At 74.1% G+C, this 14,534-nt stretch carries 12 protein-coding genes; 7 read left to right on the top strand and 5 right to left on the bottom strand.

All coding sequences use genetic code 11. From position 1 onward, the window contains the following. Position 1: 1 nt before the first annotated feature. The 7 genes from IH44_RS48765 to IH44_RS0134800 are packed head-to-tail and all read left to right on the top strand — an operon-like array spanning position 2 to position 7,187. Entirely contained in the window at positions 2–661 is a 660-nt protein-coding gene (locus tag IH44_RS48765) for an AMP-binding protein (RefSeq protein WP_369795034.1), read from the top strand. Then, positions 658–1,920, top strand: coding sequence for a beta-ketoacyl synthase (locus IH44_RS0134825; RefSeq protein WP_030463830.1), 1,263 nt, complete (start codon positions 658–660; stop codon positions 1,918–1,920). The genes IH44_RS48765 and IH44_RS0134825 overlap by 4 nt, the downstream gene beginning before the upstream one ends. A 52-nt stretch (positions 1,921–1,972) precedes the next feature. Then, positions 1,973–2,965 (top strand): 4-hydroxyphenylpyruvate dioxygenase, encoded by a 993-nt coding sequence (hppD, locus tag IH44_RS0134820; RefSeq protein WP_030463829.1) that lies wholly within the window; start codon positions 1,973–1,975, stop codon positions 2,963–2,965. A 37-nt stretch (positions 2,966–3,002) separates the two neighbouring features. Then, positions 3,003–3,917: a phytanoyl-CoA dioxygenase family protein gene (locus IH44_RS0134815; RefSeq protein ID WP_030463828.1), complete on the top strand. Its 915-nt coding sequence runs from the start codon at positions 3,003–3,005 to the stop codon at positions 3,915–3,917. Beyond that, on the top strand, positions 3,914–4,993 hold the full coding sequence (locus tag IH44_RS0134810; protein ID WP_304414223.1) for a thiamine pyrophosphate-dependent dehydrogenase E1 component subunit alpha: 1,080 nt from the start codon (positions 3,914–3,916) through the stop codon (positions 4,991–4,993). Before IH44_RS0134815 ends, IH44_RS0134810 begins: the two co-directional genes overlap by 4 nt. Next, positions 4,990–5,991: an alpha-ketoacid dehydrogenase subunit beta gene (locus IH44_RS0134805; protein WP_030463826.1), complete on the top strand. Its 1,002-nt coding sequence runs from the start codon at positions 4,990–4,992 to the stop codon at positions 5,989–5,991. The genes IH44_RS0134810 and IH44_RS0134805 overlap by 4 nt, the downstream gene beginning before the upstream one ends. Further along, positions 5,988–7,187 carry a type III PLP-dependent enzyme gene (locus tag IH44_RS0134800; protein ID WP_107066704.1) on the top strand — a complete coding sequence of 400 codons (1,200 nt, stop codon included), beginning with the start codon at positions 5,988–5,990 and terminating at the stop codon, positions 7,185–7,187. The genes IH44_RS0134805 and IH44_RS0134800 overlap by 4 nt, the downstream gene beginning before the upstream one ends. A gap of 11 nt (positions 7,188–7,198) precedes the next feature. On the opposite strand, the gene IH44_RS0134795 is transcribed toward IH44_RS0134800, so the two are convergent. From IH44_RS0134795 to IH44_RS0134775, 5 genes are all read right to left on the bottom strand, one after another. Continuing rightward, complete coding sequence (locus IH44_RS0134795; RefSeq protein ID WP_051817954.1) at positions 7,199–7,975, bottom strand: bifunctional 2-polyprenyl-6-hydroxyphenol methylase/3-demethylubiquinol 3-O-methyltransferase UbiG; 777 nt, start codon at positions 7,973–7,975, stop codon at positions 7,199–7,201. Next, positions 7,972–9,045, bottom strand: coding sequence for an aminotransferase class I/II-fold pyridoxal phosphate-dependent enzyme (locus IH44_RS0134790; protein WP_051817952.1), 1,074 nt, complete (start codon positions 9,043–9,045; stop codon positions 7,972–7,974). The genes IH44_RS0134795 and IH44_RS0134790 overlap by 4 nt, the downstream gene beginning before the upstream one ends. Then, positions 9,042–10,433, bottom strand: coding sequence for a radical SAM protein (locus tag IH44_RS0134785; protein WP_051817950.1), 1,392 nt, complete (start codon positions 10,431–10,433; stop codon positions 9,042–9,044). The genes IH44_RS0134790 and IH44_RS0134785 overlap by 4 nt, the downstream gene beginning before the upstream one ends. A 123-nt stretch (positions 10,434–10,556) precedes the next feature. Beyond that, positions 10,557–12,278, bottom strand: a complete 1,722-nt coding sequence (locus IH44_RS44860; protein ID WP_030463821.1) for a putative Ig domain-containing protein — start codon at positions 12,276–12,278, stop codon at positions 10,557–10,559. Between the two features lie 316 nt (positions 12,279–12,594). Beyond that, positions 12,595–14,496 carry an RICIN domain-containing protein gene (locus IH44_RS0134775; RefSeq protein ID WP_030463820.1) on the bottom strand — a complete coding sequence of 634 codons (1,902 nt, stop codon included), beginning with the start codon at positions 14,494–14,496 and terminating at the stop codon, positions 12,595–12,597. Positions 14,497–14,534 lie beyond the last annotated feature (38 nt).

The raw sequence follows: 14,534 nt of genomic DNA, 5'->3' as shown, positions 1-14,534 counted from the left end.
GGTGTTCGTCGACGGCCTGGGCTCCTCCGAGATGGGCCACTCGCACTTCCACATCACCCACGCGCCGGGCACCGAGAAGTACGGCCGCTGCGTGGGCCGCCCGCACACCTTCGTGGACTGCGAGGTGGTCGGCCCGGACGGCGAGCCGCTCGGCCCCGGCGAGGTCGGCGAACTCGCCACCGCCTCACCGACGTTGGCGCTCGGCTACTGGAACGACTCGGTCACCACCCACCGCACCCGGCTGCGCGGCCGCTTCCTCACCGGCGACCTGATGTACCGCGACGAGGACGGCTACTACTACCACGTGGACCGGCTGGTGGACGCGGTCGACCTCGGCGGCGGCCGGCGGCTGTACACCGCGATGTCCGAGGAACGGGTGCTGGCCCGCGTCCCCGAGGTGCTGGACTGCACCGTGGTCGCCTTCCGCGACGGCGACCGGGTGGTCACCGACGTGCTGCTGCTCCTCGCCGACGGCGCCGACCCGGCCGCCGACCGCACCGCCGAGGTGCTGGCCGCGCTCGACGGGCCCACCGCCACGACCGTCCGCTCGGTCCTGGTGGTCGGCGACGAGGACCTGCCGCTCGGCCCGACCGGCAAGGTCCGCAAGGTCCTGCTGCGCGAGCGCCACCTCGCCGCGATGACCTCGGCGGCCGCCCGATGACCCGGGTCGGACGGCCCGGTGCCGTCGTCACCGGCATCGGGATGGTCACCTCGCTGGGCCGCAAGCCCGGCGAGGTGTTCGAGGCGCTGACCGCCGGGCTCAGCGGCATCACCGCCGTCCCCGAGGGCCACGTCGCGCACGGCTGGCTGACCGCCGCCGGGATCGCCCCGCACGTCGACGGCCGCGAGGTGCTGCCGCCGACCGAGACCCGCTGCGTCGACCGCTTCGCGCTGCTGGCCCTGGCCGCCGCGGACGACGCGCTGGCCGACGCCGCCCTGGTGGTCGGCCGCGACGTCGACGCCCGCCGCACCGCCGTGGTGCTGGGCACCGGCGGCGGCGGCCTGGAGACCTACGAGCAGCAGGCGGTCCGCCGCCGGGAGCGCGGCCGCCCCGGCGTCAGCCCGTACCTGCTGCCCGGGATGCTCTCCAACATGGCGACCGCCCGGGTGGCGATCAAGCACGGCATCCGGGGCTTCAGCACCGCGATCGTGACGGCCTGCGCGGCCGGCGCCCAGGCGGTGGCCGAGGGGCTGCGGCTGATCCGGGCCGGCGACGCGGACGTGGTGGTGTGCGGCGGGACGGACGCCTCGCTGCACCCGACGATCATCTCCGCCTTCGCCAACGCCCGCGCGCTGTCCCAGGGTTGGGACGACCCGGCGCAGGCGTCCCGGCCGTTCGACGCCCGCCGCAACGGCTTCGTGCTGGGCGACGGCAGCGCCGTCCTGGTCCTGGAGAGCGCCGAGCACGCGGCGGCCCGCGGCGCGACCGGGTACGCCGAGCTGATCGGCTGGGGCTCCAGCACCGACGCCCACCACCCGACCATGCCCCGCCCCGACGGCGCGGGCGCCGCCGACGCGATGCGCGCCGCCCTCGCCAACGCCGGGCTGGACCCGTCCGACATCGGCTACGTCAACGCGCACGGCACCGGCACCAAGCTCGGCGACATCGCCGAATCGGCCGCGCTGAACGCGGTGTTCGGCGCGCACCGGCCCGCCGTCAGCTCCACCAAGGGCGCCACCGGCCACCTGCTGGGCGCGGCCGGCGCGGTGGAGGCCGCCGTCACCGCGCTAGCCGTGGCCCGCGGCCTGCTCCCGCCGACCCTCAACCTGGACGAGCCCGACCCGGCCTGCGACCTGGACCACGTCCGCGGCGCCGCCCGGCCGGTCCGGCTGCGGGCCGCGCTCAGCAACGCGTTCGCGTTCGGCGGCCACAACACCAGCCTGGTCTTCGGCCCGACGCCGACCGGCACCGTCAAGTAGGCCCCTCGCGGCCCGCTCCCTCCGCCTTCGACTCCCCCTCAGGAGCCCCGTCTTGTCGATCCAGACGATCACCCACGTCGAGTACCACTGCGCGGACGCCGCGCAGAGCGCCACCGAACTCCAGCGCGGCTTCGGCTTCCGGCGCGACGCCGAGCAGCCGGTGTGGAAGCCCGGGGTGCGGTCCGTCCACCTGCACCAGGGCAGCATCCGGCTGCGGCTGCACTCCAGCGAGAACACCGACCACCCGGTGGCCCGCTACGTCGAACGGCACGGCGAGGGCGTCGCCGTGCTCGCGCTCGGCTGCACCGACCCGCAGGACGCCCTGGAGCGGGCCGAGCGGCACGGCGCCGAGGTGCTGGACCGGGACGGCGCCCTGGTCGCCGGGTTCGGCGACACTGCGCTGCGGTTCGTCCCGCTGCCGGACGGCGCCCCGGGCCCGGCCGGCGGCGAACTGCTGGACGCCCTCGACCACGTCGCGATCTGCGTGCCCGCCGGGCAGCTCGCCGCGTCCGTCCGGTTCTGCGAGGCCGCGCTCGGCATGCGGCTGATCTTCGGCGAGTACATCGAGGTCGGCGAGCAGGCGATGGACTCCAGCGTGGTGCAGAGCCCCTCCGGGGACGTCACCTTCACCCTGATCGAGCCGGACACCGGCCGCCGGCCCGGCCAGATCGACACCTTCCTCGCCGACCACGACGGCGCGGGCGTCCAGCACCTGGCGCTGCGCACCGGCGACATCGCCACCGCCGTCCGCACCGCCCGCGCGCACGGCGTCGAGTTCCTCACCACCCCCGGCACCTACTACGACGGCCTGGCCGAGCGGCTCGGCGGCACCGCGATCCCGGTGGAGACGCTGCGCGAGCTGGACGTGCTGGTCGACCAGGACCACGGCGGCCAGCTGTTCCAGATCTTCGCCCGCTCGACCCACCCCCGGCGGACCTTCTTCCTGGAGCTGATCGAGCGCCAAGGCGCGGGCACCTTCGGCACCGCCAACATCAAGGCCCTGTACGAGGCCGTCGAGCGCCAGCGCGCCACCGCCTCCGCCTGACCCCGCCCCCGACCGCCCCTCCGAGGAGGCACGCCCCGTGACCACCGTGACCGAGTTCGAGCTGACCGCGGCCGAGACCGCCCTGCTGCCCACCCCCGAGGAGGTGGCCGGCTACCGCGAGCACGGCTGGTACCTCTCCGGGAAGCTGTTCACCGACCAGGAGATCGACACCCTCCAGGCCGCCACCGACGCCTACTACGAGGGCCACCGCGACCGCACCCTCGCCGTCCGGCCGCCGAACCTGGCCGCCTGGGAGCCCGCGCACGGGCCGGTCCAGCGGCACAACGACTACGTGCACCACGAGAGCGACGCGATCGCCGCGATCCTGCGCAAGCCGCTGGTCGGCGCCGTGGCCGCGGTGCTCGCCGGGGCCGAGGAGATCCGGATCTTCCAGTCGACCCTGATCCTCAAGCCGCCGGTGCCCGGCGAGCCCTCCAACCAGGTGCCGTGGCACTTCGACAAGCACTACTGGCACACCTCCACCTCGGAGGACATGCTGACCGCCTTCATCCCGTTCCACGACTGCGGGGTGGAGAACGGCACCATCACCATGGTCGACGGCAGCAACCGCTGGCAGGAACTCCCCTCCCGGGAGGACGCCACCCGGCACTTCGCCCAGCGCGACCGCTCCGAACTGGAGTCGATCCTCGCCGCCAACGCCGCCCACAACGGCGCCGAGGTCCGCAAGGTCCCGGTGGTCATCCCGAAGGGGCACGTCAGCTTCCACCACTGCCGCACCTACCACGGCAGCGGCGCCAACCTGGCCGACTTCCCGCGCCGGGCGATCTCGCTGCACCTCCAGGACGGCGCCAACGAGTACCGGCACGCCACCCGCCCGGACGGCACCGCCGCCTCCTACAACCACGACGTGCTGGTCCGCCGCACCGCCGACGGCCGCCCCGACTACGCCGACCCCGAGATCTGCCCGGTGATCTGGCGGGGATCCCGGTGACCCAGCACGCCCCGGGCACCCCGGCCGCCGCCGGTCCGGTCGCTCCGGCCGACCCAGGCACGCCCGGCGACCCGGGCACCCTCGCCGACCCGGGCACCCTCGCCGACCTGGGTACCCCCGCCGGGCGCTACCGGATGCTGCGGCTGATCCGCGGCTTCGAGGAGCTCGCCCTCGGCCTGGTGAGGTCCAAGGAGATCACCGGCGGCATCCACCCCTACATCGGGCAGGAGGCGGTGGCGGTCGGCGTCTGCGCCGCGCTGCGCCCGCAGGACCGGATCACCTCCACCCACCGGGGCCACGGCCACGTGCTCGCCAAGGGCGCGGCCCCGGACCGGCTCCTGGCCGAACTCCTGGGCCGCACCGGCGGGTTGAACCGGGGCCGGGGCGGCTCGATGCACGCCGCGGACTTCTCGCTCGGCATCCTGGGCGCCAACGGCATGGTCGGCGCGGGCGGCGCGATCGCGGTCGGCGCCGCCTGGGCCGCCCGGCAGGCCGGCGAGGACCGGGTCGCCGTCGCGTTCTTCGGCGACGGCGCGCTCAACCAGGGCGTCCTGCTGGAGTCCTTCAACCTGGCCGCGATGTGGCGGCTGCCGGTGCTGTTCGTCTGCGAGAACAACGGCTACGCCACCACGCTGCCGGCCGCCACCGCGGTCGCGGGCAGCGCCACCGGCCGGGCCGCCGCCTTCGGGATCCCCGCCGCCGAGGTGGACGGGATGGACACCGAGGCCGTCCGCGCGGCGGCCGCCGCGGCCGTCGAGCGGGCGGCGAACGGCGGCGGCCCCGGCTTCCTCGAGTGCCGCACCTACCGCTTCGAGGGCCACCACACCATGGAACGGCTGATGAGACTGCGCTACCGCACCCCCGAGGAGGTCGCCGACTGGCGCACCCTCGACCCGCTGCCGCGCGCCGCCGCCCTCCTGCCGCCCGGCCTGGCCGGGCAGTTGGACGCCTCGGTCACCCACCAGCTGGACGCCGCAAGGGAGTTCGCGCTCGGCTCCGAACACCCTTCGCCGGACGGCGCGTCGGACCACCTGTACGCGGACGGGCTGCGCCCCAGGGCGGGGGCGTCGGCATGAGGCTCTCCTACACCAAGGCGCTCAACCGGGCGCTCACCGACGCGCTCGCCGAGGACCCGGCGGTCTGCGTGTTCGGCGAGGACATCGGCGCCGGCCTGGCCGGCCCCACCCTCAACCTGCTGGACCGGTTCGGCCCCGGCCGGATCGTCGACACCCCGCTCTCCGAGCAGGCGTTCACCTCGATGGCGATCGGCGCCGCGCTGACCGGGCGGCGGCCGGTGATCGAGTTCCAGATCCCCTCGCTGCTGTTCCTGGTCTTCGAGCAACTCGTCAACCAGGCCCACAAGTTCTCGCTGATGACCGGCGGCCAGGCCAGTGTCCCGCTGACCTGCCTGGTGCCGGGCTCCGGCTCCCGGGACGGCTGGGCCGGGCAGCACTCCGACCACCCGTACGGCCTGTTCGCGCACGCCGGGGTGAAGACCGTCGTCCCGGCCACCCCCACCGACGCCTACGGGCTGCTGCGCTCGGCGATCGCCGACCCGGACCCGGTGGTGGTGTTCGCCCCGGCCGCCGCCCTGCCGGTGCGGGAGACCGTCACCTGGGAGCTGGCGCCGATCCCGCTCGGCCGGGCCCGGATCCACCGCGAAGGCACCGACGTCACCGTGGTCGCCGTCGGCCACCTGGTGCACGACGCGCTGGCCGTCGCCGAGGAACTGGCCCCGGAGGTCTCGGTCGAGGTGTTCGACCCGCGCACCCTGCACCCCTTCGACTGGACCGCGCTGGCCGCCTCGCTGGAGCGCACCGGGCGGCTGGTCGTCATCGACGACTCCAACCGCAGCTGCGGCATCGGCGCCGAGATCCTCGCCACCGCCGCCGAGGAGATGCGCCTGCTCGCCCCGCCCCGGCGGATCACCCGGCCGGACGGCACCGTGCTGCCGTTCGCCCCCGCGCTCGACCGCGCCCTGCAACCGCACCGCGACCAACTCCGCGACGCCGTCCTCGCGGTGGCGAAGCAGCGGATCCCGACGCCCCCGCACGGCGAGGACCGGGGCCGTTGAACCTGACCGCCGAACTCACCTCCCTCAGCCCGGCGCTGCGCTCCGCCCTGGCGGCGTCCGGCGACGACCGGATCTTCTACGACCTGGCCGGCATCACCCGCTGCTACCGCGCGCTGCAGGACGAACTCCCGGGCGTGGAAATCCGGTTCGCCATGAAGGCGTGCCCGGTGGACGAGGTGCTGGCCGAACTCGCCGCGCTCGGCGCCGGTTTCGACGCCGCCAGCCCGAACGAGATCGTCCAGGCACTGCGCACCGGCACCCCGGTCGAGCAGGTGCACTACGGCAACACCGTCAAGTCGGACCGGGGCATCGCCGAGGCCCACCGCCTGGGCATCCGGGACTTCGCCACCGACAGCCTGGCCGACGTCGCCGCGATCGCCGAACACGCCCCGGGCGCCCGGGTGTTCTGCCGCCTGGCGACCAGCGGCGAGGGCGCGCTCTGGGGCCTGAGCCGCAAGTACGGCTGCTCGGCCGCGGACGCCGTCCGGGTGATGTCCGCCGCCCGGGACGCCGGGCTGACCCCGGCCGGGCTCTCGGTGCACGTCGGCTCGCAACAGCTGACCTCCGGGGCCTGGGCCGCCGCCTTCGACCTGCTCGCCGACGTCATGGTCGAGCTGGAACGGGACGGCATCCGGCTCGGCCACGTCAACCTCGGCGGCGGCCTGCCCGCCCTCGGCTACGCCGACCGGTACGGCACCGCCCTGGAACCGCCGCTCGACGACATCTTCGGCACCGTCCGGCAGGGCATCGACCGGCTGCGCCGACTGCACGGCGGCCGGCTGGACTTCGTCCTGGAGCCCGGCCGCCACCTGGTCGCCGACCAGGGCGCGATCCGCACCCACGTCTACCGGCTGACGGACCGTCAGCAGCCGGACGGCGAGCGGGAGCACTGGCTCTACCTGGGCTGCGGGAAGTTCAACGGCCTGTACGAGATGGACCAGGTGCAGTACCGGCTGGTCTTCCCGACCCACCCGGACGAGGACCGCGTCCCCGCCGTGATCGCCGGCCCGACCTGCGACAGCGACGACACCTTCCCGCACGGCGGCGCCACCGGCCTGGTGCCGGTGCCCCGGGCGGCGGCCTCCGGCGACCCGGTGTGGATCCTCTCCACCGGCGCCTACGCGGTCAGTTACCTCACCCAGGGGTTCAACGGCTTCGACCCGCTGCCCTGCACGGTGCTCCCGGCCGGGGCCTGACCCGGCCGGGCTCAGGGCCAGCGCCGGTCGCCGGTGCCCGCCCGGCAGATCAGGATCTGCTTGGGCGAGGCGCCGGTGAACGGGGAGCGGTCGTAGTCCCCGTGGCGCTCCAGCACGTCGAGGCCGGCCAGCCGGCACAGGGCGAGCAGTTCCTCGGGGAAGAAGCAGCGCATGCTGACCTTCTTGGTCCGGACGGTGGCGCCCTCGCGCAGGTAGTCGAGGGTGAAGTGGAGCACCTGGGTGGCCGCGTCGTAGCCGGTGGCGGCGCGCACCTCCAGCTCGGTGCCGTCCAGGTCGGTGACCGACTTGTGGTGGTAGGGGGTGTCGGGGCGCCGGGCCAGCTTGGCCGGGGAGGGGTTGAAGACGTCCAGCACCAGCGTGCCGTCCGGGCGCAGCGCGTTCCGGGCCGAGGTGAGGAAGGCGAGCACCGAGTCCAGGTCGTGCAGGTGCTGCATCGCGTTGGTGGCGGAGAAGACCAGGGCGAAGCGGCGGTCGGTGCGGATGTCGCGGCAGTCCTGTTCGAGCCACTCGACGGGCAGGCCCTCGGCGGCGGAGCGGCGGCGGGCCAGGGCGAGCATGCTGGGCATCACGTCGAGGCCGGTGACGTCGACGCCCGCGCGGGCGATCGGCAGGGTGATCCGCCCGGTGCCGCAGGCAACCTCCAGCACCGGGCCGCCCGCCCGGACGGCCTGCTCCAGGAAGAACGGGACGTCGTGGTCGCGGGTGGCGAACTCGCGGTCGTAGAACTCCGCGTCGTCGTACACGGCGAGGTCCTGCAGCGGTTTCATCGGGCGTTCTCCGGGGCGGGGACGGCGGCGGGGACGGCGGCGGGGGCGGCAATGGGTGCGGCGGCGGGCGCGAAGGGGGCGGCGAGGCTGGTGAGGACGGAGCCGGTCCAGGGGGTGTCGCCGAAGACGGTGGCCGGGATCGCGAGCAGCCCGTGTTCGGCCAGCAGGGTCTCGGCCGGGGTCGCCACCGGGAAGAAGTAGTTGCCGGGGCTGGTGCGGGCGGCCTCGGGGATCCCGGCGCGGACGGCGTCGGGCAGGCGGGCCAGGAGCCGTTCGGCGCGGTCGGCCAGCGCGGCGGCGACCTGCCGGGGGGTGTCCGCGTGGTCGGTCAACAGGCTTTCGGCGAGCCGGAGTTGATCCTGACTGGGCGGGTCGCCCCGGAAGGCTTCGGCCGCGGCGGTGTCGTCCGGGCCGAGCAGGACGATGCCGAAGCTGCGGGGGTGCAGCCAGCCCTTGGTGACCGAGTGCAGCAGGACGGCCCGGCCGGTCTCCAGCAGCCGCCGGGTGCCGGGGGCGAACGGGGTGTCCAGGTCGTAGACGGCGTCGATCAGCAGGCGGCGGTGCGCGGAGCGCTCCAGCCAGCCGGTCAGATCGGCGCACTCGGCGTCGGTGAGGTGGCGGCCGAGCGGCTTGCTGGGGTTGGCCAGCAGCAGGTACTCGGGGCGCTCGCCGTCCGGCGGGTCCGACGGCAGGTCGGGGGCGGGCAGGGTCGGGTAGCTGCCGGGGTCGAGTCCGGCGGCGCGGGCCAGCTCGAAGTAGACCGGGTACACGTCGGCGGGCAGCCAGAGCCGGGCGCCGGTGGCGCGCAGGTGCCGGAACAGCAGTTCGAGGCCGTGCCGGACGCCGCGGCCGACCATGGCGCGGCGCGACCACGGCTCGGGCAGGCCGTAGCGGCGCAGCCAGGCGCGGGCCAGGTCGCACCGGTACGCCGTACGGGTCTCGTCCCCGTCCGCCGGTTCGGGGCGCAGCGGGGCGAGGGCCCGGTAGACGTTGGTCTCGGCGGCGTCCAGCAGGGACGGGTCGGCGGCGAGCTGCTGCTGCCGGTACGCCTGGAACTCGTCGAACCTCATGCCGGCGCGCCTTCCGCAGTGGGACGAGCCGTCATCGGCAGGGCCGTCACCGGGAGGGCGCCGGGCCGGAGGATCTCGCTGGCCCGGTCCTCCAGGGAGGCGTAGCAGCGGCCGTCGGCCAGGACGTTCCAGCTGCGGGCGACGCCGTGGGTGCGTTCCCAGAGCAGGCTGGGTTCGGTGTAGGCGGCGATCCGCAGCGGGCGGCCGTCCCAGCTGCCGTCGAAGACCGGGGCGCCCCAGGGCAGGCTGCTCGTCCCGGTGAAGCCGTGCCGTTCGGCGAAGCCGGTGACGACGGAGAGCGAGACCTGGTGGTCGCGGCTCCAGCGGTTGGCGGCGTGGTCGTGGTAGAGCGATTCGGTGCTGGTGGAGACGTAGAGCTCCTTGAAGCAGACCTCCTCCACGCCGTGGGCGACGGCCCAGGACAGGTAGGCGCCGACGCCCTCCTGGTCGGCGACGCCGCCGTGCTGGAGCACGCAGATCAGCCGCAGCCGCAGTCCGGGCCAGCGGTCGCGGCCCGCGCGCCAGGTGTCGGCGACCTCGGCGACCGGGGTGCGCAGGGACATCAGCCGTTCGCTGATGTCGTCGTCCTGGTGGTGCCGGGAGACGGCCAGCACGCTCAGTCCGGCGGCGGCCAACTCGGCCAGCCGGTCGGCCCGTTCGGCGGGGGCGAGCTTGGCCAGGGTGTGCGCGTTGCTGATCAGGACGGTCTTGGGGAAGGCGGCGGCGCAGGCGGCGACCAGACGCAGCTGCTGGTCGAAGGGGAGCAGGGTGGGTTCGCCGCCGCCGGTGATCACGGCCCGTTCGGCGCCCGCCGTGCGGCCGCGCTCCAGCCAGGCGGTGACGGTGTCCCACGGGACCCGGGCGGGGGGCTGGTCGCTGGAGATGGAGGCGGCGGAGAAGCAGAACGCGCACTTGGCCTGGCAGGCGGCGGCCACCGGCAGGACCGAGACCGAGCGCGGCCGCAGGTCGGCGTAGGCGGCCAGGTCGGGGTTGAGCCGCAGCGAGGCGGCCATCGCGTCCTCGACGGTGGTCGGGCGCAGGGTGATCCGCCCGTCCGGTTCCGTGGCGGGCTCGTGGACGGCCGCCAGCCGGATCCGGTCCCGGTGCAGTTCCGCGCCGAGGCCGGTGGCGGTGTTGGGCCGCAGCTCGGCGGGGTCGACCGCGGTCTCCAGCACCAGCAGCCGGTCGCCCGGTATCGCCAGCCGCTCCAGCAGGCGGCCCGCCTTGGCGGTGCCGATGCCCAGTTCCGCGCGGGTCAGCAGGTGGAACCGGTCCGGGAAGGTGCTCTCCGGGATGCCGGCCTTGCCGTAGGCGAGCGCGTACTTGTCGAATCCCCGGGCGAAGTTCGACAGCACGATGACGTGGAAGCGCTGGTCGGTGCGGTTCATCCCGCCATCATGCCTCCGACCGCGCCGCCCGGGGAACGGCATTTGTCCTGCTGGCGCCGTTGCCGGGCCCGCCGCGGGCGCCGTTGCGGGCGCCCGCGGCGGGTGTCGGGTTCCGGCCGGACGTCAGGAGACGTTGACGTTGACGTCGTCGAGCACGAACGAGGTCTGCTTGGTGTAGTCCTCGGTGCCGGTGAACTTCAGCGTCACGCTCTGGCCCGCGTAGGCGGCCAGGTTGACGGTGCGCTGCTGGTAGCCGGCGGCCGCGTTGGTGTTGTTGTAGCCGGCCACGGTGGTGCCGTTGGCGGTGACGGTGAGGGTGTCGAAGACCGTGGTGGTGGAGGAGGCGCTGTCGATGTGCAGCCAGAAGCTCAGGTTGTAGTTGCTGCAGCCCGCGGGGAGGGTGACGGTCTGGGCGAGGGTGTCGGTGTTGGCGGCGCCGTAGCCGTCGAGCCAGGCGTCGTAGCTGCCGCTGTGGGCGGGCTCGCTGGAGCTGGAGTTGATGGTGCTGCTGCCGCCGCTGTTGGTCTCGGTCCAGCCGGAGGTGGAGCCGGTCTCGAAGCCGGGGTTGGTGATCAGCTGGGCGGCGGTGCAGCCGGTGCCGCCGCCGGCCGGGTTGACCGTCCAGGTGAAGGCGGCGGTGGCGGACGGGCCGGTGGAGTCGGTGGCCTTGGCGGTGACGCTGTAGCTGCCCGCGGTGGTCGGGGTGCCGCTGATCAGGCCGGTGGTGGCGTTGACGGTCAGTCCGGCGGGCAGGCCGGTGGCCGAGTAGGCGAGGGTGCCGCCGGCGGTGTCGGTGGCGGCGAGCTGCAGGCTGGTGGCGGTGCCGGCGGTGGCGGTGCGGGTGCCGGGGTTGGTGAGCGAGACGCTGCCGGTGGTGCCGCCGCCGCTGCCCTGGGCGAGCCAGGCGGTGGCGTTCAGGGCGAGGGCGGCGTCGGTGCCGGCCGGGTCGTCCCAGCCGTTGTAGAGGGTGTTGCCGGACTGGCCGGTGCCGTCGTCGATCGGCGAGGAGTCGCCCCAGATGGCGACCCGGCCGCTGCCGAAGGTGGAGGTGGCGAAGGCGGCGCCGGTGCTGCCGCTGTAGCCGGTGCGGTAGAGCAGGCCCTTGACGTTGGGGTTGTCGGCGGGCTTGAGGGTGAAGGTGGTGCCGTTGCGGATGATCGAGCCGGTGACCTTCCCGAACGGGCCGTTGAGCACCGGGTCGGTGCTGTCGGTGATGGCGCGCGGGTTGTCGGTGGTGATGTTCAGCAGGTCGACGGAGAAGCCGAACGGGTCGGTGCTGTCGACGCTGTTGGTGGTGAGCAGGTCGTTGATGATGGCCGGGGAGTCCCAGCCGTCGTTGTTGCGGTCGCTCTGGGTGTGGTCGGAGATCAGGAACAGGCCGCCGCCGTTCTGGACGAACTTCATCACGGCGGTCTTCTCGGCGTCGCTGAGCCGGATGTTGGGCTCGGGCAGCACGAACTCGTCGAAGTTGGCGAGGTCGAGCGCGCCGCCGGTGCCGTAGGTGATGGTGTTGCCGGCCGGGAGGGTCTTGAGGCTGTAGTTGCCGGTCTTCTGCAGGGCGACGCCCCAGGCGGAGATGGCGCCGGTCCAGGAGGTCTCGGTGCTGGGGTTGGCGTTCTGGGCGAGCGGGTCGGGCTGGCTGGTGGAGATGATCCAGTCCGCGTTGCCGGCGGTCTCGCCCTTGGTGTTGTCGAACAGCACCCGCTTGGGGGTGGCGACGGCCGCGGTGGTGGCGGTGGTCGCCGCGGCCGCGCCGGGCGACGGGACGGTCGCGGCCATGGCGGCGAGCACCAGGCCGGTCGCGGCGAGGGCGGCCGGACGGGCGGCCTTCGAAGCCCTGATCATCTGTTGATCTCCTCGTACCGTGGTTGGGGCGTCACTGGGGTGCGCCTACGCGCGTAGGCACGACACGTGCACGTGCCGGTGCACCCGGGTGCTACGCGCGTAGGTGCGCGGGACACCGTCCCATGGTGGGGTAATCGGAGCTTGAACGGAACACGTCGAGTCGGCGCGGTGTCAGCTGACCCGGAATCAACACATCCCGGAGCGACGGGGCGCGGACGGCGGAGTGCCCGCCGCGGGTGCTCAGGCACACCTGCGACGGGCACTCCTGGGGCGGCCGGTCCACCAACCGTCCGCCCCGGCTCGGAAGGCGGCCGGGTCAGCCGGTCGCGGTGAGGCGGAAGGACTGGGCCGGGCCGCCGGTGCAGGTCCACTGCTGGAGGCGGGCGCCGTCGGCGGTGGAGACGTCGGTGACGTCCAGGCACTTGCCGCTGTTGCGGTTGACCAGCGTCCAACTGCCGTCGGTCCGCTGGACGGGCTTGAACTGCTGGTTCGCGCCGCCGGACCACTGCCAGGTCTGCAGCTCGGCCCCGTCCGCGGTGGCCGCCCCGGTGACGTCCAGCACCTGGGCGGCCGCGGCGGCGTTGCGGTTGGTGACCCGGTAGTAGCCGCTGTCGGTGGGGGTGAACTGCCACTGCTGGTTGGCGCCGGTGCCGCAGGTCCACTGCTGGACGGCGGTGCCGTTGGCGGTGCCCCAGCCGGTGGCGTCCACGCACTTGCCGGAGTTGGCGTTGGCCAGCGCGTACCAGGCCGCGCTGTCGACCGTGCCGCCCGTGCTGCCGCCGCCGGTGGGCGCGCCGGGCCAGGTGAAGGTGGCGACCGCGCCGGCCGGGAGGTCGTAGACCAGGGAGCGGCCGCCGTCGCTGATCGAGAAGTGCTGGGAGCCGCCGGTGGCGTTGAGCACCACCGCGCCGCGCGAGCCGTCCGGGTTCAGGAAGGCGACGTCCTGCAGGCCGCCGCTGCCCTGGCTGGTGGAGCCGATCCGGTGGGCGCCCGGCTGGGCGAACTTCGAGACGTGCCCGAGCACGTAGTACTCGGCGTTCTTGCGGTACGTGCCGCCGCTGACCTCCAGCACGCCGTTGCAGGTGGTGGAGCAGTTGCCGTACTGCGGGCCGCCGTTGGCGTCCAGCGCGACGTTCCACAGCACGGCGGTGCGGCCGCCGCTGCGCAGGTTGCGGATGACCAGGTTCTCGGTCTGCCACTTCAGCGTGTTGCTGAAGGTCTGCGCGGGGGTGGCGGAGTCGGTGCCGGTGCACTCGGTGAAGAACACCGCCTTTCCGGTGGCCGCGACCTGCTGCTCGGCCTCCGGCTGCCCGCCGTAGCAGTGGAACGCGGCGCCCTTGAGCCGGGCCACCGAGGCGTCCTGGGAGAGCACGCCCAGCGGGAAGGCGGTGTCGTCCCAGTTGTGGTCGTAGGCGTAGAGCTCGGTGGGCAGGCCCGCGGCGGTCAGCTTGCCGTCCAACACCTTGACGAAGTCGGCCTGTTGGGCGGCCGTCATCCCGGTCGAGGGGTAAGTGGTCTGGAACTTGGGCTCGTTGGCCACCGTCAGGTCGCTGATCGGGGCGCCGGCCGCGCCGTACGCCTGGATCGCCTTGACCAGGTAGTCGGCGAAGTCGCCGTAGTTCTCCGGCTTCAGGCTGCCGCCGTTCAGCGAGTTCGAGGTCTTCATCCAGGCGGGCGGCGACCACGGGGTGCCCATGATCCGGATGTTCGGGTTGACCGCGCGGGCCTGGGTGATCGCGGGCAGGATCTCCTGCTGGTCGCGGGCGATCGAGAACGCGCCCTTGGTGTCCTCGTACGAGTAGAACGGCAGGTGGGAGACGAAGTCGGAGGCGCCGAGCGGCTGGCGCAGGTAGTTCAGGCCGATGCCGCCGCCCGCGGTGGAGAACAGGTCGTTCATCAGCGCGGCCCGGGTGGTGGCCGACAGGCCCGCCACCAGGTGCGCGGAGGACTCGGTGAACGCGGCGCCGAAGCCGACCAGCGGCTGCTGCACGTCGGCCGCGTCGATCGAGATGTCCTGGGCCTGCGGGGAGGTGGCGGAGAACGGGACGGACGCGGCCTGGGCGAGGCGGCTGCTGCCGTCGGCGGTGGTGATCCAGACCTGGGCGGTGGTGTCGGCGGCCCGGGCGGCCGTCCCGCCGACGGTGGCCAGGCCGGCGGCGGCCAGGGCGAGCGCCACGGCGGCGCGGGCGGAGCGGGCGGCGCGGTGCGGTCCGTGCATGGGGCGGCTCCTCGGGTGGGGGTCCTGCGGTGGGGGTG

It is taken from the genome of Kitasatospora sp. NRRL B-11411, from assembly GCF_000721345.1.
In the GTDB taxonomy this organism is placed as follows: domain Bacteria; phylum Actinomycetota; class Actinomycetes; order Streptomycetales; family Streptomycetaceae; genus Kitasatospora; species Kitasatospora cineracea.
Note: the sequence above shows the minus strand (reverse complement) of the source record. Positions and strands in the feature narration are given on the sequence as shown.